This is a genomic window from Rahnella sp. Larv3_ips, from assembly GCF_003697865.1.
GTDB lineage: Bacteria > Pseudomonadota > Gammaproteobacteria > Enterobacterales > Enterobacteriaceae > Rahnella > Rahnella rivi.
In genome coordinates this window covers 753,618-774,004 of the sequence record NZ_MJIB01000005.1, presented here as the reverse complement: position 1 = coordinate 774,004, position 20,387 = coordinate 753,618, and the positions used below count along the sequence as shown (strand labels likewise).

The window sequence follows — 20,387 nt, the reverse complement described above, 5'->3', positions numbered from 1 at the left end:
CAAATCAAGACCCGTAGCTTTTGTCAGTATCCCAAGACACCTCCAGCAGATTCCAGGAATGCGTAGCAAATGACTCAGACTCTCAGCCAACTCGAACACAGCGAAGCCTTTATTGGCCGCCATATCGGCCCGTCTTCTCAGCAGCAGCAACAGATGCTGGAAGCGGTCGGCGCGGATTCCTTAAACGCGCTGATCCAGCAGATCGTTCCGGTCGATATCCAGTTGCCGGGGCCACCGGCCGTCGGCGACGCCGTAACGGAACATCAGGCGCTGGCTGAGCTGAAAGCCATTGCCAGCCAGAACCAGCGCTATAAATCCTACATCGGTATGGGTTACAGCGCGGTGCTGACACCGCCGGTTATCCTGCGCAACATGCTGGAAAATCCGGGCTGGTATACCGCGTATACCCCGTATCAGCCGGAAGTGTCTCAGGGCCGTCTTGAAGCGTTGCTCAACTTCCAGCAACTGACGCTGGATCTGACCGGTCTGGATCTGGCTTCTGCCTCCTTGCTCGACGAAGCAACTGCCGCCGCCGAAGCCATGGCGCTGGCAAAACGTGCCAGCAAACTGAAAGACGCTAACCGTTTCTTCGTGGCTGACGACGTGCATCCGCAAACGCTGGACGTGGTACGCACCCGTGCAGAAACCTTCGGTTTTGACATCATTGTCGATAAAGCCGAAAAAGTGCTCGAGCTGGAAGGCGTGTTCGGCGTGCTGTTACAGCAGGTGGGCACCACCGGCGAAGTGCACGATTACACCGCGCTGCTGGGCGAACTGAAATCCCGCAAAATCATTACCAGCGTCGCCGCTGACATTATGGCGCTGGTGCTGCTGGCCGCACCGGGCAAACAGGGCGCAGACGTGGTCTTTGGTTCCGCGCAACGCTTTGGTGTGCCGATGGGCTACGGCGGTCCGCACGCGGCTTTCTTCGCGTGTGTAGACGAATTCAAACGTTCCATGCCGGGCCGTATCATCGGGGTTTCCCGTGATGCTGCGGGCAAAACGGCACTGCGTATGGCGATGCAGACCCGCGAGCAACATATCCGCCGCGAAAAAGCCAACTCCAACATTTGTACCTCGCAGGTGTTACTGGCCAACATTGCCAGCCTGTATGCGGTATTCCACGGCCCTGAAGGCCTGAAACGCATTGCCTCACGCATTCACCGTCTGACTGACATTCTGGCCACTGGCCTGAAACAGGGTGGCCTGACGCTGCGCCACAACACCTGGTTCGATACGCTGACCGTGGAAGTGAAAGACAAAGCCGCCGTGCTGGAACGCGCGCTGAGCTTCGGTCTGAACCTGCGTACTGACATTCACGGCGCAGTGGGTATCACTCTGGATGAAGCGACTTCCCGTGAAGATGTGCAAATCCTGTTCGCTGCCCTGCTGGGTGACGACAACGGTCTGGATATCGATAAGCTGGACAAAGCGGTATCCACCGACAGCAACTCGATTCCTGCGGCGATGCTGCGTGTGGAGCCGATCCTGACCCATCCGGTATTCAATCAGTACCACAGCGAAACCGAGATGATGCGTTATATGCACCGTCTGGAGAAAAAGGATCTGGCGCTGAATCAGGCGATGATCCCGCTGGGTTCCTGCACCATGAAACTGAATGCTGCGGCCGAAATGATCCCGATTACCTGGCCGGAATTCGCTGAACTGCACCCGTTCTGCCCGACAGAACAGGCTGGCGGCTATCAGCAAATGATTGGTCAGTTGTCACAATGGCTGGTTCAGCTCACCGGTTACGACGCGGTGTGTATGCAGCCAAACTCGGGTGCGCAGGGCGAATATGCCGGTCTGCTGGCGATTCGTCGCTACCACGAAAGCCGTAACGAAAGCAGCCGTCACATCTGTCTGATCCCAAGCTCCGCGCACGGGACCAACCCGGCATCCGCGCAGATGGCGAGCATGACCGTGGTGGTGGTGGCTTGTGACAAACAGGGCAACATTGATCTGAGTGACCTGCGTGAGAAAGCCGCGAAAGCGGGCGATGAGCTCTCTTGTATCATGGTGACGTACCCGTCAACGCACGGCGTTTACGAAGAAACCATCCGCGAAGTTTGCCAGATTGTGCATCAGTACGGCGGTCAGGTTTACCTCGACGGCGCGAACATGAACGCACAGGTCGGCATCACCACGCCGGGTTACATCGGCGCGGACGTTTCGCACCTTAACCTGCATAAAACCTTCTGTATCCCGCACGGCGGCGGCGGCCCAGGCATGGGTCCGATTGGCGTGAAATCGCATCTGGCTCCGTTTGTTCCGGGCCACAGTGTGGTGCAGATTGACGGCGTACTGACGCAAAACGGCGCGGTTTCTGCGGCTCCGTTCGGCAGCGCGTCCATCCTGCCTATCAGCTGGATGTACATTCGTATGATGGGCGCGGAAGGCCTGAAACAAGCCAGCCAGGTCGCTATCCTGAATGCGAACTACATCGCCACCCGTCTGAAAGACGCGTATCCGGTGCTGTATACCGGCCGTGATGGCCGTGTGGCGCACGAATGTATTCTGGATATTCGTCCGCTGAAAGAAACCACCGGCATCAGCGAAATGGATATCGCCAAACGCCTGATCGACTACGGATTCCACGCCCCGACCATGTCCTTCCCGGTGGCCGGTACGCTGATGGTTGAGCCAACCGAATCCGAAAGCAAAGTGGAACTGGATCGCTTTATCGATGCGTTGCTGGCAATCCGCAGCGAAATCGACCGCGTGGCGAAAGGCGAATGGCCGCTGGAAGACAACCCGCTGGTGAACGCACCGCACGTGCAGAACGAGCTGGTCAGCGACTGGAACCACCCGTACACCCGCGAAGTGGCGGTATTCCCGGCCGGTTACGACAACAAATACTGGCCGACCGTGAAACGTCTTGATGACGTGTACGGGGACAGAAACCTGTTCTGTTCCTGCGTGCCGATGTCAGATTACGAGTAAGATTTCCGTCGGCTCTCTCCCTTTCACGGGGAGGGAGCCGATTGCATTTCTGGCCCCCGTTTTTGCCGTTCTGGCAGCACACCCCGCTCAATTTTGTTCAGTAACATTCGCTTATTTTTCATTCAAATAACCATCACATTCCCGCCATGTGACTGACATAAATTCAGGACAGGATAGGCACCTTAATTCGCTGACCGGTATCCTGTAATGCGCCGCATGTTGTTTCCCTACCTGATTTTGCTGCCGACGCTGATTTTTCTGTTTTTATTCACCTATTACCCCTTATTTCAGTCAGCGACGGACAGCCTGTTTGACAGCCGACTGTCGTCGGATGCCCCGCCGTTTGTCAGCCTGCAAAACTATCTGCGTCTGATTCAGGATTCGGTGTTCTGGCGTGCGCTGCTTAATAACCTCGCCTACATCCTGATGACCGTCGTGCCTGGTATCGTGCTGGCGCTGCTGCTGGCGGTGGCGCTGTGGGAAAACACTTCGCTGAACCGCTGGCTGCGTACCGCATTTTTCTTCCCGATGATTATCCCGCTGGTCAGCGCCGCCACGCTATGGCTGTTCATTTTCATGCCCGGCATGGGGCTGCTGGATTACACCCTGGCGAAAGTGTTCGGACCGATGAATAACAATTATCTCGGCATGAGCAACAGCGCGCTGATTGCGCTGAGCGTGATTGGCGTGTGGAAATTCGCCGGTTATTACATGCTGTTTTTCCTCGCCGGATTGCAGTCAATCCCCGCCTCAGCCCGCGAAGCCGCGCTGATGGAAGGGGCGTCGCGTCCGCAGGTTTTCTTCTACATTACGCTGCCGCTGCTGCGCCCGACCATCAGCTTTGTGGTCACCATCGCGCTGATTTATTCCATTACGCAGATCGACCACGTCGCGGTGATGACGCAGGGCGGACCGAATAACGCCACCACCGTGCTGCTGTATTACATCCAGAGTCTGGCCAATGACACCCACGATTTAGGCAAAGCCTCGGCGGCAACCTTCCTGACGCTGGTGTCGCTGTTTGGTTTTTCGATGCTGAACCTGCGGGTGCTGGAAAGAGGGGCGCACTATGAGCGTTGAAACGTCTGAAGTGCCGGTGATGACCGGCAAAAAATCGCGGGCGGCTGCACGTTCGCCGTCGATGTTATTGCGCGGTGCGCGTCGTTCGACGTTGCCGGTTTTACTGCTGTGCGCGGCCTTTTTATGGATGGCGCCTTTCCTGTGGATGTTGTCTTCGGCGTTCAGCGAAAGCAGTTTTTCGCCGGACATGGCCTCGCTGCTGCCGCGCTTCCCGCTGACGCTGCAAAACTTCCGCGATGCGTGGGACAGCGCCGACTGGCTGCGGCTTTACGCCAACACGATCTTCTTTTCCTTCGGCACCTTTCTGGTTCAGCTGGTGACCATCACCACCGCCGGTTACGTGTTCGCATATCACGAATTTCGCGGCAAACAGACGCTGTTCTACCTGCTGCTGATCCAGCTGATGATCATGCCGGTCATCATGATGGTGCCGAACATGATGATCCTCAAACAGTTCGGCCTGCTCAACACATTGACCGGCGTGATGATGCCGTACTTCGCGTCGGCGTTTGGCGTGTTTCTGATGCGTCAGGCGTTTCTCAGTATTCCCCGTGAAATCGAAGAAGCCGCGCTGATGGAAGGTTGCCGCTGGTGGCAGGTGGTGTTCCGCGTACTGATCCCGATGTCGTGGCCCGCCATTCTCGCCTTTGCCACCGTCAGCATTACCTATCACTGGAATGAATATCTCTGGCCGCTGATGGTGCTTAACGATCCGGACAAACAGGTGCTGACCGTCGGGCTGGTGTCTTTTGCGATGGGCGCGGAATCGGGCGGGCAGTGGGGCTTAATCACCGCCGGAACGCTGATGGTGTGCCTGCCGCTGATGCTGGCGTTCATTATTTTTCAGAAACAGTTCCTGAAAAGTTTCGGCTTTTCCGGGATCAAATAAAGGAGTCATCCATGTTTTTAGCTCAGATTTCTGACATGCACTTTCGCAGCCAAGGCCGCAAACTGTATGACTTTATCGATGTGAACGGCTGTAACGCCGAAGTCGTCAGCCAGCTGAATGCGCTGGAAGAACAACCGGATGCGGTGGTGATCACCGGCGATATCGTCAACTGCGGTCTGCCGCAGGAATACGAGGTGGCGCGCCGCACACTGGGTAATCTGCGTTATCCGCTGTTTATCATTCCCGGTAACCACGACGACAAAGCCCAGTTTCTGGAAGCGCTGCATCCGTTGTGTCCGCAGCTCGGCACCGACCCGCAGAATATGCGTTACGCCATCGATGATTTCGCGATGCGCCTGCTGTTTGTCGATTCCAGCCTGGCGGGAGAATCGAAAGGATTCCTGACGCTGGAAACGCTGGCGTGGCTGGAAGGTCAGCTGGAGCAGGGCGGTGATAAACCGACGGCGGTGTTTATGCATCATCCGCCGGTGAAAGTCGGTTCGGCGCAGATGGACGCCATTTCCTGCGAAAACGGCGACCAGCTGCTGGCGCTGATCGACCGCTTCCCGTCGCTGGTTCGCGTGTTCTGCGGCCACACGCACCGGCTGATTTTCACCCAGTACAAACAGGCAATCATCACCACCATTCCCGGCACGGTGCATCAGGTGCCGTATTATCACCACAATCCGGCGCCGTTTTATAACCTCGAACCGGCAGCCTGCGTGATGCACCGTCTGGTGGATCAAACCGGGCTGGTCAGCTATCTGCACCCGCTGTCGCAGTATCCGGGGCCGTATCTTTACGACGCGCAAATCAGTTGCCCGGTGGATGATCAATGATGTCTGGCATTCGTCTGGAAAATATCACCAAACAGTTTGAAGGCAGCACGGCGGTGAATCAGCTGTCGCTGGAGATCGCCGACGGCGAATTTCTGGTGCTGGTCGGGCCGTCGGGTTGCGGAAAAAGCACCCTGCTGCGTCTGCTGGCGGGGCTGGAAGAGGTCAGCGACGGGCGCATTATGCTCGACGGCAATGACATCTCTGCGCTGCCGCCGCGCGAACGTAATTTCTCAATGATCTTCCAGAACTACGCACTGTTCCCGCACATGACCGTCGAGCAAAACATCACGTTCGGTATGCGCATGCGCAACGAACCGAAAGATCAGCATCAGGCGCGTGTGGATCGCGTGGCCGGACTCTTGCAGCTGGAGCCGCTGCTTAAACGCAAACCGGGCAAACTCTCGGGCGGGCAGCGCCAGCGTGTGGCAATGGCGCGCGCCATTGTGCGCGATCCGAAGCTGTTTCTGATGGATGAACCGCTGTCCAATCTCGATGCACGGCTGCGTACGGAGGTGCGCGACGGCATCATGCAGCTGCACCAGCAGTTGAAAACCAGCACCGTTTACGTCACGCACGATCAGATGGAAGCCATGACCATGGCGGACAGGATCGCCGTGCTGGATAAAGGCCATCTGCAACAAATCGGCGCACCGGAAACGCTGTACGCGCATCCGGCCAACCTGTTTGTCGCCGGATTTATCGGCACGCCGTCGATGAATCTGTTTTTGCTGCCGTGCGCCGCTGGCGTGCTGACAGTCGAAAACCAGCCGGTACGTCTGCCACAGACGGGACATGCGCAGGCGCTTGCTGACGTGTATCTGGGCATCAGACCCGAACACATCAGCGACCGGCCGGTGGAAGGCGAAAGTCTGCAATTGCAGGCGACGCTGACCTATCGCGAACTGCTCGGCGCGGAGTATCTGTGCCACGCCGACACGTCGCTTGGCAAAATTCGTTATGTTCGTAAAAACCAGCTGCGGGAAAACAGCCGGGACATTCCGCAACCCGGCGACCGCATCACCTTGTATTTCTCTTTGCACGACCTTCATCTTTTTTCAGGCCAAAACCAGCAGAATCTGCACCAGGAGAATCACCTTCATGCGTAAAACTCATGCGCTGGCGCTCGCCATCGGCTTCATTGCCGCAGGCACGGCGTCCGCCAAAGAAAATATCGATTTCATGTTCCCTGCGCCGGTTGACGGCAAGCTGACCATGGAAATGACCCGCGTTATCAAAGAGTTCAACCAGTCACAAACGGATATCGAGGTGCGCGGGATTTTCACCGGCAACTACGACACCACCAAAGTCAAAGCCGAAGCGGCGGCCAAATCCGGTCAGCCTCCGGCACTGGTGATCATGTCCGCCAACTTCACGGCGGATCTGGCGATCAAAAACGAAATTCTGCCGATGGACGAACTGTTCAGATTCGGCGATCAGAAAGCCACGCCGTTCCTGACGCAAAACTTCTGGCCCGCCATGCGCCAGAACGCCCAGCTTAACGGCGTGACGTACGCGATCCCGTTCCATAACTCGACGCCAATCCTCTATTACAACAAAGACATGTTCGCCAAAGCGGGCATTACCGCGCCGCCGAAAGACTGGGATGAATTGCTGGAAGACTCGAAAAAGCTGACGGATACGGCAAAAGGGCAGTGGGGCATCATGTTGCCATCGACTAACGATGACTACGGCGCCTGGATTTTATCCGCGCTGACCCGTGCCAACGGCGGCCAGTATTACAACGCCGATTATCCGGGCGAAGTGTATTACGACAAACCGTCCACGCTGGGCGCGCTGCACTTCTGGCAGAATCTGGTGTATCGCGACAAAGTGATGCCGTCGGGCGTGCTCAATTCTAAACAAATCAGCGCGGCGTTCTTCTCCGGTAAACTCGGCATGACCATGCTCAGCACCGGGGCGCTGGGCTTTATGCGTGAAAACACCAAAGATTTCGAACTGGGCGTGGCGATGATGCCCGCTAAAGTGCGCAACGGCGTGACCATTGGCGGAGCGAGTCTGGTGAGCTTTAAAGGCATTTCTGACGGACAGAAAAAAGCGGCTTACACCTTCCTGCAATATCTGGTCAGCCCGAAAGTGAACGGCGCCTGGAGCCGTTTTACGGGCTATTTTTCACCGCGCATGGCGTCTTATGACACACCGGAAATGAAGGACTATCTGGCGAAAGACCCGCGAGCGGCGATTGCGCTGGAACAGCTGAAATACGCCTATCCGTGGTATTCGACCTATGAAACCGTGGCAGTACGTCAGGCGATGGAAAATCAGCTGGCGGCACTGGTGAATGACGAGAAAGTCACGCCGGAAGCGGCAGCGGCACAGGCACAGAAAGACGCCGACACTCTCATGAAACCTTACGTGGAATCGACGTCGCTGGCCGTGCCGAAGTAGTTGATCTTGCGCCTTCCCCTCTCACGAGGGGAAGATTTTATTACTTCAGCCAGCCCTGCTGATGGGCGTTATCCAGATGGCCGCGGATGTGCTGCCACAGTTCAGGATGGATATCGGCGATAAAGGCATTACGCGCTAACACCTGCTCCAGGCGGATATTATTTTCCACCCAGCTCTGACCCTGATTACTCAGGTTCATGACCATCGGCATCACGCGGTCGATCACCAGCGCAAAGCGCGCTTCTGCGGTTTCGCCCGCTTCGTATTCATTCCATAACGCCAGGAACTGCGTGTTCAGCGGCGCAGGCAGCAGGCCGAACAGGCGTTTTGCGGCAATGATTTCCTGATCGTGAACCGCCGCGCGGGCAGCGAGATCGTAAACCAGCACATCACCGGCATCGATTTCGACGATATCGTGGATCAATGCCATACGAATGACCTTGTTAATATCAACGTCTTGTGGCGCATAAGGCGCCAGAGACATCGCTGCCACGGCGAAATGCCAGCTGTGTTCCGCGGAGTTTTCCTGACGATCGGTGCCTAACACTTTGGTGCGACGCTGCACGCTTTTCAGCTTGTCGATTTCCATCAGGAACTGAAAAACGTCGGTCATGGCGCCGAAATTCAGCGGGGAAGTTGCTACAGACATGGTCAAACCTTAGTCATATTGACGGCATTGTTAATGGCGTTATCAGAGATTTCCGGTACACCTTAATCCCTTGATGACAAAAAATCATGTTTTTGGGTGCGGAATAATCCGTCATCTGAAGAATGTAATAGAGAGGGATTATAAACAAAGTGAATGAATTGAAGGGGCTCCGGTGATGAGCATCATGAAATGATGATCCTGCTAAGAGCCTGTTACAGGAGGAAATACTCCATTTTAGCGTACAGGTGTACACTGGAATCATTCTCAGCTACTCTGCGGGTCAGGATATTTTATAACCTGCCATTTTATTGTTATGCCTCGAGGGTTTTCATCGTATGGGTAAGACGTCTCCATCGCCACAGGGATATCCGTGGGCTGAAGAGATTGCCAACAGCCTGAGTCACGGCGTTGGTTTGGTTTTCGGGATTGTCGGGCTGGTGCTTTTGCTGGCTCAGGCTCTGGCTGATAATGCCAGCGCCGTGGCAATCACCAGTTACAGCGTGTACGGCGGCAGCATGATTTTGCTGTTTTTAGCCTCCACGCTCTATCACGCCATTCCGCATCAGAAAGCGAAATACTGGCTGAAAAAGCTGGATCACTGCGCCATTTACCTGCTGATTGCCGGAACTTACACGCCGTTCCTGCTGGTCGGCTTAAATTCCCCGCTGGCGAAAGGGATGATGGCGGTGATCTGGGGGCTGGCGCTATTTGGCGTGATTTTCAAACTGGTATTCGCCCACCGGTTTGAAGTGCTTTCATTGATCACCTACCTGACCATGGGCTGGTTGTCGCTGGTGGTGATTTATCAGCTGGCGATGAAACTGCAGCCTGGCGGCGTCTGGTTGCTGGCGATTGGCGGCGTGGTGTACACGCTGGGCGTGATTTTCTATGCCTCGGAAAGGATCCGCTACGGTCATGCCATCTGGCACGGATTTGTGCTCGGCGGGAGCGCCTGTCACTTTCTGGCGATCTATTTCTACGTGTAGCTTTAAGCCGCAAGAGAGAAGCGGAGCCGTGGCTCCGCTTTTTTGTGCCTGCTATTTACCTGCCCACCACTGCACCAGCGAAGGCACCGGTTGCAAATCGTAATGCGCTTCCCCCAGCAGATGATTGAGGATTTTCGCCGAGCGCCAGGCGGTCAGCGTCAGTTGCCCTTCCGCGCTGCCATGGCTGTGAATACCGGCATTGACCGCGTAAATGCGGTTCTGTTCAGGGCCGTCCCAGCGCAGATTGAAATTCGGCTGCAGCGGCAAATGCTGCTCACGATCGTAAGGGATCCTCCCGAGCATGGGCGCGAGATAGTCCGGCAAACCGGGGCGATAGCCGGTCGCCAGGATCACAATATCGGCACTGAAATGTTCTTCGCAGTTTTCCAGCCCGTGTCTTGCCTGCAAACTGAAATCTCCTGCGGCATTGCGCGCGATATGATCGAGCGCGCGGTGCGGTAATAAACGTACATTGCGCGGCTGATGCAGGACGTCAAAACGGTGATAAAGCTGCTTATAGATATCTTCCAGCGTGTGGTAACTGATGCCGTCGGAAGGCAGTTTTTGCGTGGCAATCTCCCGCTCGCGCACCTCTTCGGGCAGGGTATAAAAATAATTCACATATTCAGGCGTGAAGTATTCATTGGTGAAAATCGATTCATCCAGCGGCTGAAAATTCGGGCGTCTCGACAGCCAGCTCAGCTCGGCGAATTCGCCCCAGTGGCCGCTTAGCGCGTTGAGAATGATATCGGCACCACTTTGCCCGCCACCGACGACGGCAATACGTTTGCCGGTGAAATCGGGTTCACGCAGTTCAATTTCAGCGGCATGAAAACAATTCTCCCCCAGCGCCGCGCGGGCCGCTTTGGGGATCCACGGCGCATGACCGGTGCCGAGGCAAATATTGCGCGCGCGGTGCTCGCCTTTTTCACTCTGCACCACAAACTCCTGCCGCTTATCGTCGAAATCGATACTTTCTACCGGCGCAGAAAAGTGCAAATTGGGGATGCGGTCGCACGCCCAGCGCAGGTAATCGGAAAACTCATCGCGGCTGATGATCAGCTGTTCCGTTGCCAGAAAGCGGTAAATTTTCTTCTGTTCCACCAGATAATTGATGAAGGAAAATTCGCTGCGTGGGGCGACGGTGGTCACCAGATCTTGTAAGACATAGGTCTGCATGGTGGCGGTTGGCAACAACATGCCAGGGTGCCAGCTGAATTCCGGGTTTGCATCAAAGAAGGCGGTGTTGAGTTTCTCCGTATCTTTTGCCATCGCGGCCAGGCTCAAATTGAAGGGGCCGATGCCAATACCTATCAAATCCTTCGCGGGCATCTTTCTGTTCCTTGTGTTTTATTAAATGTTTTGGAAAGTGCCTTAAGCATAGATCAGCCATTGGCGACTGACATTTTTCTCGATAACTTATCGAAATATTCCTAAACTCAGTCACTTCGCTATTTATTCCTCAATGATTAAAAAGGATTAGCTATGACCCGCCTGCGCCGTTTTAAACAAGTTGATGTGTTCACCGCCGAGCCGCTCAAAGGCAATGCGCTGGCTGTGATCCTGGATGCCGAAGGTCTGACAGACGACGACATGTTCGCCATGGCCCGCTGGACCAACCTTGCGGAAACGGCATTTGTGCTCACACCCACGTCACCGGAAGCTGATTACCGCGTGCGGATTTTCACCACCGATAAAGAGCTGCCATTCGCCGGGCACCCGACTCTCGGCACGGCGTATGCGCTGTTGCAAAGCGGGCTAAAACCAAAGAACTCAGGCTATCTGGTGCAGGAATGCGGTGTCGGGCTGGTGCAGGTGAAACAGCTGGCAGAAGGCGGACAGGCATTTTCAGCGCCTCCGGCGGTGCTCAAACCGCTGGAAGAAGAGCACTTCGCCTTGCTGGCGACCGCACTGCGCGGGGGCAAAATCCAGGCCGATGTGACGCCGGTTGCGGTCGATATGGGCATCATCTGGCTGGTGGTGCGGATGGAAAGCGCGCAGGATTGCCTGAGTATTTCTGCCGATGCAGCAGCCGTCAGTCAGCTCCAAAAACAGCTGGGAGTTAACGGCATCGCGGTTTACGGTTTGCACGATGACAGCGTTGCGGCAGATTATGAAGTGCGGGCGATTATTGATGAAGACGGTGTGCTGAAAGAAGACCCGGTCACCGGCAGCGCCAATGCCTGTCTGGCAAGGGTTCTGAAAGCGGCAAACTTCCCGGATGGCGCACACATGGCAGAGACCTACCGCGTACGGCAGGGCACAAAACTTCAGCGCGAGGGCCGCGTGACGGTCACTTTCGTTGACGGCGAACCCTGGATCGGAGGGGATTCCGTTACCCTGATCGACGGCACGTTAGACCTGTAATCCGCCGTCAGTCTGACGTTGCACGGCGACTGCTCACGCATGACCGGCCAGGAGCGTCATGCGTGTTCGCCGGCATGGCTGAATGAGAAAGCAAGAGCCGGAGGGCTGGCGGCAGATCCCCGGTTTATGCTGATGTTCATCCAGTCAGTCAATGTGAGGCAAAAAATGTCAGGCAAAACTGAAATCCTTCCCCGGTCAGTAACGATCGACAATGACAGCATCCAGAGTGAGGATCCGCGCTGGCTGGCGGTGATTAACTGCGATGCCAGCGCAGATGGCAAATTTGTATACGCGGTAAAAACCACCGGTATTTACTGCGCGCCTTCCTGCCCGTCGCGACAGCCTAAAGCCGAAAATATTGTCTATTTCGACAGTGCTGAAGATGCCGAGCAGGCAGGCTTCAGGCCCTGTAAACGCTGTCGCCAGGGGTTGATTTCACTGGCGCAATTTCACGCGCAGCGTGTGGCGCAAGCCTGCCGTCTGCTGGAGACATCGACAGACGTACTGACGCTGGATCATCTGGCCGGCACTGTTGGCATCAGCGCTTACCATTTCCACCGGCTTTTCAAAGCCCATACAGGTGTGACGCCGAAAGAGTATCAGCAGGCGCAGCGTGCGCGTCGTGTACGCGAAAAACTGACGGATACAGCCACGGTCACAGAGGCTATTCACGCGGCCGGATATCCTTCCGACGGGCGTTTTTATGAGGCGTCCGCGGCGACGCTGGGCATGACGCCGCAGGCTTTCCGCTCGGGTGGGCGTGATGTGCGCGTCTGGTTTGCGATTGCAGAATCTTCGTTCGGCGCGATCCTGATCGCTGAAAGCCAGCGGGGGATTTGCGCGATTTTACTCGGCGATGACCCGACGGCATTGATCATTGAGCTGCAAAATCGCTTTCCGCAGGCTGAATTGCTGGGCGGCGACCCCGACTTTGAACAGCGTATCGCTTCGGTCATTGGTTTCATCGAAGCACCGCAGTTGGGGCTGGATCTGCCGCTGGATATTCGCGGCACGGCATTTCAACAGAGAGTCTGGCAGGCATTGCGCGAGATCCCGGTCGGCTCCACTGCCAGTTACGCGGATATTGCCCGCAAAATTGGCGCACCCAAGTCAGTTCGCGCTGTGGCCGGAGCCTGTGCCGCAAACGTGCTGGCGGTGGCGATCCCCTGCCATCGGGTGGTGAAAACCGACGGTCATATTTCTGGTTATCGCTGGGGCGTCGAGCGCAAGCGTAGTTTGCTGGCGCGCGAGGAAAAAAGCTGACTATACTGGCCTGAGCGTTATTTTTCCGATACTTACCCAGATAAAGTGAGGGATCCTGTGCCTGTTTTAACATTCCGTTTTGCGCAGTCGGCCGATATTGATGCGCTGGCTGCATTACACGTTGCTATCTGGCGTGATACCTATCGCTCTCTGGCACCCGCAGAGGCGTTTTCCGCGCTCGACGTGCCACGTCGTAAAATTTTCTGGCAGGACAAGTTTGAACATCCCGCTGAATCACAATGCATTTTACTGGCCGAGGCTGACGGGAAGCTGGCGGGATTTTGTCTGGCGTCTGCTTCATCCAATCCTGAATTTGGGGAAATGGCTGAAATTAAATTCCTGTATGTTTCTGGTGATTTTAAACGTCAGGGCATAGGCAAGCGTTTAATCAGCGACGCTGCCCGATATCTCGCGGCAACAGGCTATCGCGCTGCCGGGCTGGGCGTGGTAGAGGGCAACGAATCCGCCATCCGTTTTTATGCCGCTCTGGGTGGCCGGGAAGCGGGACGCTATACCGATGCCGGGCCACTCTGGCGTTCACGCAATATCATTTATGCCTGGCCAGATATTACAGTGCTTTCCGCCAGGCAATAATCTTTTGCTATCACATGTCCCGCGTCAGTGAAAATGCGGGACCTGTTTTACTTTCTCAGTGCTTCCAGTCGCTGTTTCTGCTGGCCTTCAGGTGTGAAATTCTCCGCGCTCAACCACTGTTCAAACATGCTTTTCGACGCCGGCCATTCATGATCGAGCAGCGAGAACCAGAGAGTGTCGCGATTGCGACCTTTGTTGACCAGCGCTTGCCTGAATGTCCCTTCGTATTGAAACCCAAAACGCTCCGCGGCCAGTTTTGACGGTTCATTCAGGCTGTGACATTTCCACTCACAGCGGCGATATTTAAGGGTTTCAAACAGATAGCGTTGCAACAGGTAAATAGCTTCCGTGCCAAAACGTGAGCGTTTCATCAGCGGCGACCAGTTTACCCAACCAATTTCCGCAACGCCGTGGACGGCATCGATACGCATCAAAGCAACGCTGCCGATTGCCCGCTGTGTGGCGAGGTCGATGACGGCGAAAAACAGCGGATCCTGGCTTTTCTCCTGCTGAGCAATAAACGCATCACAATCTGACTGCGTGGCAGGACGATCCACCGAGAAATAAGTCCAGTCACGGTTGTCATCAATGCTATGCCAGGCGTTAAACAAATCCTGACTGTGGCGTTCACTTTTCAGTGGCTCAAGGCGGCACCAGAGGCCATCAAGCTGGACGTGCGTCGGTTTTTCTCGCGGTTGCCAGTCGGGCAGGGCATCGCCGATGGGCTGACCAAAGTGGTTGAGCGTTGTCATAGCGGTTTCCATTCACTTTCGAAGAACACCCATAAAATCAGAACGTATTGATGACCGCAACCGGCGCGATAATAAAAGTCTGTTAAGCGGAGAAATCTCTCCGCTTTGTTTCCTTATCCCGCTCGCTGAGTGAGCCGGTTTATGAACGCTGGCACTTATAATCGCCCGGCACTGCCGCAAATTCTGATCTTCTCCTCGACCACTTTCTGCATGGCACGTTTTCCCGGCACAATGTATTTACGCGGATCGTTGGCGTCAGGATGTTCAGAAAAATACCCTTTTACCGCATCGGCGAAGGCGATCTTCAGCTCCGTGGCAACATTGACTTTACAGATCCCCAGTTCAATCGCCTGATGGATCATATGCTCTGGGATCCCCGAGGCACCGTGTAACACCAGAGGAATATCGACCTGCTGGCGAATTTGCCCCAGCCGGGTGAAATCCAGTTTGGGCTCTCCCTGATACAAGCCGTGTGCAGAACCGATCGCGACGGCGAGCGAGTCAATACGGGTCGTGTCCACAAAGTGTTTTGCCACAACCGGATCGGTGAAAAAGCTGTCGCCGTCTTCCACCACCAGATCGTCTTCCTGCCCGCCAAGACGCCCGAGCTCAGCCTCTACGCTGACGTCAAATGCGTGACAAAAGCGTACCGTCTGGCAGACCTTTTCGATGTTTTGCGCCAGGGGTAGGTGTGAAGCATCGACCATGACGGAGCGGATCCCCGCGCGGACTTTTGTCTCTATATCGGTCTGTTTTTCATGGTGATCCAGATGCAGCGCCAGCGGAATGCCGTATTGGCGTGCCGCTTCCTGACATATCGACATCAGATAATCGGTTCCCGCATAGCTGAATGTTCCCGGTGTTCCCGCCAGAATCACTGGCGAGCTCATGGCCGCTGCGGTTTCTGCCACCACCTGAACGGTTTCGAGATTGTGGACGTTAAAAGCTGGCACCGCATAACCTTCGCGTTGTGCCGCCAGCAGCATTTCCCTGTTTGAAATGAGATACATTGCTTCAGCTCCCTGTCATATCCAGCAGAATTTTTCCGGTCATGGGTTTGCCCGCCAGTGCAGCCACATCCGCAACGAACTCCTGCGGATTGCCAACGCTCGCGATAAGCGGCTCAAGGTTCAATTTGTTTTCGGCAAACAGCTGCGTTGCCTGCTGCCATTCACTGCCTGGCCACGGCGCAGAGTAATTCATCCAACTGCCCAACAACGTCAGCTCTTTGCGCAGGATATGGCTGAAGGTGGCGACGTTAAGCGTCAGTTCTTTATGCAAGGTACCGACCAGAACGACCTGTGCTTTGGGCCCGGCTATATCCAGCGAGAGTGCCACGGTCTGCGGAGTACCGGCGGTTTCAATGATCAACTGGTCAAAGCGACGTTCATGGATGTGCTGACGGAATTCTTCAGCATTCATTTCAGCGCTGTTGCAGGCATGGCTGGCGCCGGTTCTCAGTGCCAGATCCAGGCGTTGCTGATTGATATCAATCGCTGTCACGGATGTTGCGCCTGATGCCGAAGCCGCCTGGATGATCAGCTGGCCGATAGTGCCCGCGCCAATCACGATCACCTCTTTGCCCTCACATCCCCCCGCGAGTTTTAATGCGTGCAGGCCGACGGTAATGGGCTCCAAAAATGCGCCCTGAATAAGTGAAGAACTTTCGGGAAGCCGGAATAAATTTTTACGGGAAACCACGACAAACTCTGCGTGGCCGCCGTCGCGGCGTGACCCAATAAACTGATAGTGCTTACACTGTGAATAAGCCTCTTTGCGACATTCTTCGCACTTAAAACAGGGTAATAACGGCACGCAAGCCACAGCATCACCTTCCTGAATATCATCAACATCTTTTCCGATACTGACCACGTGGCCGCTAAATTCATGTCCCAGCGTAATGGGATAAAAATGTGCACCCTGTGAGAAAATACGTGGAATGTCGGATCCACAGAGGCCGGAATAGGCAATGCGCACCAGCACATCATCCGGGGCGTTCAGCACAGGCATCGGGCGTTCTTCCACGGCCATCGCCCCGCCAGCATTTACAACGACAGATTTCATAGTCGATTTCCTTATGGCGGGGGAATTCCCCCGCCGGATGAAGAATTACGCGTTAGCCTGAGCTGCGGCCAGTTTTTCAGTTTTGGTGAAGTTGTGGGCACGACGCCATGTGAGGAATACTCCAATGGCATAAAGCGTGCCGATGATGCTCAGCCCGGCAACGTTTTTCAGTGTGCAAAGTTGAATCAACAGATAGGTGACAGGTGACCCGCCCTGATCCATCGACGCCACTCTGCCGCCTGCGCTTAGTGCACCGGCATTTGCAGCCAGCTGGGTGTGCAAATCGATGGTTTGCGTGGCAATCCACAACGTGATGCTCATGATGATGCAGCCTGAGATCAGGGTGCGGAACAGGTTGCCCTGATGTACAGCAACGGCGATGGCGACAAAGAAACCGATGGTGGCGAGGTCCCCAAACGGAAGCACCTGATTTCCCGGAACCAGCACAGCGATCAAAATTGTCAGCGGGATAAAGATCAGGCTGGCTGAGACGACGGCGGTATGACCGAGTAACAGCGCCGGATCCAGACCAATCAGGAACTCCTGTCCTCCAAAGCGTGCCTGCAGGCGAGTTCGGGCATGGCGTGCAATTGGCGTTAAACCGTCCATGATAGGTTTGATCACCCGTGGCATCAGCAACATAACCGCCGCCGTTTTAACGGCCAGCTGTAATACACCCTTGATGTCATATCCGGCGAGATAACCGATGATCAGGCCCATCACAAAACCGACAGTGACCGGCTCGCCAAACGGACCAAAGCGTTTCTGAACATCATCTGCGCTGAAGTGGATCTTGTTCAGCCCTGGGATTTTATCAATGAGAGTATCTACCAGCACGGCGATCGGGCCGAGATAGGCCGAGGAGCCGTGAGGAATAGCGATACCTTCGAGATTGAAGAAGTCCCGCGTATCTTTGGCAAACCAGTCACCCAGCTTGTAGATAAACGCCGCATGAACCACCACACCCATGATCCCCAGCCAGTACGAGCCCGTCGCGAGATGCAACATTGCGCCGGTGAAGGTCATATGCCAGATGTTCCAGATATCCACGTTGACCACGCGCGTCATGCGGGTCAGCAACATAATGATGTTCACACCGATAGCAATCGGAATAGCAACCAGCGCAATTTGGGATGCCCAGGTCATCGGTGACGATCCCGGCCAGCCGATATCCACGACTTGTAAATTGATTTCAAAATGCTCAGCCATCGCTTTCGCTGCAGGCCCGATGGAATCCAGCATCAGACCAATAACCAGCCCGATACCCACAAACCCAATGCCAATGTGAATGGCAGATTTAAACGAATCGCCTAATTTCATCCCTAATATCAGCGAGAAAATGATGATTACACCGGGCAACATGACGGTTGGCCCGAGATCGAGGATGTAGCGCATTATTTCGGTAAACATGGCTCACTCCTGCAGCAGGGTCAGTATTTGTTCACGCAAAGCATCCATACCGACGCCGGAAATAAACGGCATGCCATGTACGACGGGAATGCTGCCGAACGTGCGGTCAACTTTGGCCGTGGTACAAATCAGGTGGACGCCGTCCATGTAGGTTTCAATTTCCGTCACGCGGCACTGCACGAGATCCACTTTGATGCCGTGTGCTTCACATAACTCTTTGATTTCTTCTGCCGCCAGGGTCGAGGTGGCAACGGCTCCGCCACAGGCAACAATAATTTTTCGTTTCACGGTAAGGCTCCTTGATGGTCTGTTTTTTGGTGTTATTTTTTTGTAAGGCTTTGGGTACAGTTTGAGTTACAGGGGTTTCAGGTTTACACCGCGGCAGCTTTCTCCGGCGCCGTGACAAAAACGTGTTGTTTAAACAGTTCTGCCAGTTGGTCTTCAGGCACAGTAAGCAGGCTTTCGTAAAACGTGGGTTCTTGCAGCTGGCTGAATAATTTGCGCAATAACACCAACTGCTCAGAGGGATGGGTGACGATCAACGCAATAATCAGCGAAGCCGCCACAGTGCCTTCATCATCAGCCTGGAAAAACTCCACCGGTGCGTCCGGACGGATCAGATAAATGGACGGGGTTCGGGCATGCATGGCTTCGCAATGCGGAATAGCCACCGCATGGTGTTCGAGCTGAATACCGGTTGGAAATTCCGCTTCACGAATCAATAACGCCTGCGGATAGCTGGTTTGTACAACGCCCGCCTGCACCATAGATTCACCGATGTGCGTCAGTGCTTCGTGGTAATCCTCGAAGGCGATGCCTGTTTTTACAAACACCTGGCAGTTATGCATGGTTGCATTCTCCACAGGCCGTCACTTGTGGCGTGCAGCCGAAGTGATAGGCACGTAATACATCCTGGATTTTGTCGATGATCAGTTCATGAGGATGGCTGGCAAGTTCACCGGACATCACCCGTTCGAACTGAGCTGGCAGGTACTGACTCAGTAAACCAAGCGGGATATCAAGCGACTGGAGATTACCGATCAGGACTTCCATCGCGCGATTAATACGGGCATGTGGCCAGTAGTAGCGAATGCGATCGGAAAGGCTGAAGTGCAGGTCGATAAGTGACAGGCTGAACGTCGGGTTGTAATACTTTTTCCAGTAGCCCGGCTCATCAAGCATCACGCCGTCGATCACTGTGAGGATCTGGCTGCGGGATTCAGGTGCAACCAGGACTTGTTCGATATTGGCCAGCGCGAATACAGCCTCTCGCAGCGCGAACGTCAGTGCCGGACCCACTTTGAGGATCGCGTAATGGTCTTTTACCAGATGTCGGTATGAATCACGGGTCTGGTAATCGGTAGAGTGCGCTTCATAAACCAGCGGGGTGTGATCGATAAAAGCTGATAAATCCTCTGCCAGAGTGGGCTGATAGTGGATCACGCGGCTATGGTCAAATTCAACTCCCGGCTGAACTACGACGGCGATAATCCTATCAATGGCACTTTCCAGCCCTGCTTCACGAAATGCCTGATAGTGCATATCCAGCGTCGCTTTGGCATCTTTGGCTTCGGTCACATGAACATGCTTGATAGCGGACGCTTCGCCACCGGGTACCGGAACTTCTGTCCCGATAACGTACGTCAGCACCTGTTTCTGCTGTGGTGTCGCGACCTTTTCCGCGACCTTGCATAAGCGGGCTGCGCGCTGAGCCACAACGAGAGGATCAAGCGGGACAGGATCGTCCGCACAGGACATCGAGGCATCGAGATGGATCTTGCTGAATCCGGCTTCAACATAGCGTGCGATCAAGACTTCTGCTTTGTTCATCGCACTTTCGGCATTTTCACTCTGCCAGCAATTTGGCCCGAGGTGGTCACCTCCCAAAATAAGACGCTGAACCGGAAACCCCAATTTCTCCGCTATTGCGAGAACAAAATCGCGAAAATCAATCGGCAGCATACCGGTGTAACCGCCGTACTGATTAACCTGATTAGATGTAGCTTCAATCAGCACCTTACGACCACTGTGCAGATCTTCTCTTAGCGCGGCCTCGATCACTAAAGGATGAGCTGAGCAGACTGAGCATATCCCGATACTTTCGCCACTCTTATGCTTCCTGATTATTTCTTTCATTTTTCCTCC

The 20,387-nt window shown here is 54.9% G+C and carries 19 protein-coding genes; 10 read left to right on the top strand and 9 right to left on the bottom strand.

Translation table 11 applies throughout. The annotated features are described in order from the left end of the window. The first annotated feature begins 69 nt into the window (after window positions 1-69). From gcvP to ED901_RS12475, 6 genes are all read left to right on the top strand, one after another. Window positions 70-2,943: an aminomethyl-transferring glycine dehydrogenase gene (gene gcvP, locus ED901_RS12500; protein WP_122096060.1), complete on the top strand. Its 2,874-nt coding sequence runs from the start codon at window positions 70-72 to the stop codon at window positions 2,941-2,943. 207 nt (window positions 2,944-3,150) lie between these two features. Continuing rightward, complete coding sequence (locus ED901_RS12495) at window positions 3,151-4,023, top strand: carbohydrate ABC transporter permease (RefSeq protein WP_122096059.1); 873 nt, start codon at window positions 3,151-3,153, stop codon at window positions 4,021-4,023. After that, the gene (locus ED901_RS12490) at window positions 4,013-4,912 is read left to right on the top strand and encodes a carbohydrate ABC transporter permease (protein WP_122096058.1); all 900 of its coding nucleotides are present in this window, start codon (window positions 4,013-4,015) and stop codon (window positions 4,910-4,912) included. Before ED901_RS12495 ends, ED901_RS12490 begins: the two co-directional genes overlap by 11 nt. An 11-nt stretch (window positions 4,913-4,923) precedes the next feature. Beyond that, window positions 4,924-5,751, top strand: a complete 828-nt coding sequence (locus ED901_RS12485) for a phosphodiesterase (protein ID WP_122096057.1) — start codon at window positions 4,924-4,926, stop codon at window positions 5,749-5,751. After that, the gene (locus ED901_RS12480) at window positions 5,751-6,857 is read left to right on the top strand and encodes an ABC transporter ATP-binding protein (protein ID WP_205965100.1); all 1,107 of its coding nucleotides are present in this window, start codon (window positions 5,751-5,753) and stop codon (window positions 6,855-6,857) included. The genes ED901_RS12485 and ED901_RS12480 overlap by 1 nt, the downstream gene beginning before the upstream one ends. Next, window positions 6,850-8,157: an ABC transporter substrate-binding protein gene (locus tag ED901_RS12475; protein WP_122096055.1), complete on the top strand. Its 1,308-nt coding sequence runs from the start codon at window positions 6,850-6,852 to the stop codon at window positions 8,155-8,157. The genes ED901_RS12480 and ED901_RS12475 overlap by 8 nt, the downstream gene beginning before the upstream one ends. 40 nt (window positions 8,158-8,197) lie before the next feature. Here ED901_RS12475 and ED901_RS12470 read toward each other — a convergent pair whose 3' ends face one another. Next, window positions 8,198-8,806 carry an HD family hydrolase gene (locus tag ED901_RS12470; protein ID WP_056773134.1) on the bottom strand — a complete coding sequence of 203 codons (609 nt, stop codon included), beginning with the start codon at window positions 8,804-8,806 and terminating at the stop codon, window positions 8,198-8,200. Window positions 8,807-9,141: 335 nt separating this feature from the next. Between ED901_RS12470 and ED901_RS12465 the strand changes: the two genes are divergently transcribed. After that, complete coding sequence (locus tag ED901_RS12465; RefSeq protein WP_056773133.1) at window positions 9,142-9,792, top strand: hemolysin III family protein; 651 nt, start codon at window positions 9,142-9,144, stop codon at window positions 9,790-9,792. Between the two features lie 51 nt (window positions 9,793-9,843). Here ED901_RS12465 and ED901_RS12460 read toward each other — a convergent pair whose 3' ends face one another. Further along, entirely contained in the window at window positions 9,844-11,124 is a 1,281-nt protein-coding gene (locus ED901_RS12460) for a lysine N(6)-hydroxylase/L-ornithine N(5)-oxygenase family protein (RefSeq protein WP_056773131.1), read from the bottom strand. Between the two features lie 153 nt (window positions 11,125-11,277). On the opposite strand from ED901_RS12460, the gene ED901_RS12455 reads away from it, so the two are divergent. The 3 genes from ED901_RS12455 to ED901_RS12445 all read left to right on the top strand — a co-directional run bounded on the left by ED901_RS12455 (window position 11,278) and on the right by ED901_RS12445 (window position 14,016). Further along, entirely contained in the window at window positions 11,278-12,159 is an 882-nt protein-coding gene (locus ED901_RS12455) for a PhzF family phenazine biosynthesis protein (protein WP_122096054.1), read from the top strand. 165 nt (window positions 12,160-12,324) lie between these two features. Continuing rightward, window positions 12,325-13,422 (top strand): bifunctional DNA-binding transcriptional regulator/O6-methylguanine-DNA methyltransferase Ada, encoded by a 1,098-nt coding sequence (ada, locus tag ED901_RS12450; RefSeq protein ID WP_122096130.1) that lies wholly within the window; start codon window positions 12,325-12,327, stop codon window positions 13,420-13,422. 57 nt (window positions 13,423-13,479) lie between these two features. Beyond that, window positions 13,480-14,016: a GNAT family N-acetyltransferase gene (locus ED901_RS12445; RefSeq protein WP_122096053.1), complete on the top strand. Its 537-nt coding sequence runs from the start codon at window positions 13,480-13,482 to the stop codon at window positions 14,014-14,016. A gap of 47 nt (window positions 14,017-14,063) precedes the next feature. On the opposite strand, the gene ED901_RS12440 is transcribed toward ED901_RS12445, so the two are convergent. From ED901_RS12440 to gatZ, 7 genes are all read right to left on the bottom strand, one after another. After that, the gene (locus tag ED901_RS12440) at window positions 14,064-14,768 is read right to left on the bottom strand and encodes a GNAT family N-acetyltransferase (RefSeq protein WP_056773123.1); all 705 of its coding nucleotides are present in this window, start codon (window positions 14,766-14,768) and stop codon (window positions 14,064-14,066) included. Window positions 14,769-14,923: 155 nt separating this feature from the next. Beyond that, a complete protein-coding gene (locus tag ED901_RS12435) occupies window positions 14,924-15,778 on the bottom strand; it encodes a tagatose bisphosphate family class II aldolase (protein WP_122096052.1) in 855 nt (284 codons plus the stop codon). Between the two features lie 4 nt (window positions 15,779-15,782). Beyond that, window positions 15,783-16,832, bottom strand: coding sequence for a galactitol-1-phosphate 5-dehydrogenase (gene gatD / locus ED901_RS12430; RefSeq protein WP_122096051.1), 1,050 nt, complete (start codon window positions 16,830-16,832; stop codon window positions 15,783-15,785). A gap of 45 nt (window positions 16,833-16,877) precedes the next feature. Further along, entirely contained in the window at window positions 16,878-18,242 is a 1,365-nt protein-coding gene (locus ED901_RS12425; protein WP_056773116.1) for a galactitol-specific PTS transporter subunit IIC, read from the bottom strand. Between the two features lie 3 nt (window positions 18,243-18,245). Continuing rightward, window positions 18,246-18,530, bottom strand: coding sequence for a PTS galactitol transporter subunit IIB (gatB, locus tag ED901_RS12420; RefSeq protein ID WP_056773114.1), 285 nt, complete (start codon window positions 18,528-18,530; stop codon window positions 18,246-18,248). An 83-nt stretch (window positions 18,531-18,613) separates the two neighbouring features. Next, a complete protein-coding gene (gene gatA, locus ED901_RS12415; protein WP_122096050.1) occupies window positions 18,614-19,090 on the bottom strand; it encodes a PTS galactitol transporter subunit IIA in 477 nt (158 codons plus the stop codon). Continuing rightward, window positions 19,083-20,378 (bottom strand): tagatose-bisphosphate aldolase subunit GatZ, encoded by a 1,296-nt coding sequence (gene gatZ / locus ED901_RS12410; protein ID WP_122096049.1) that lies wholly within the window; start codon window positions 20,376-20,378, stop codon window positions 19,083-19,085. Before gatZ ends, gatA begins: the two co-directional genes overlap by 8 nt. Window positions 20,379-20,387: the final 9 nt, after the last annotated feature.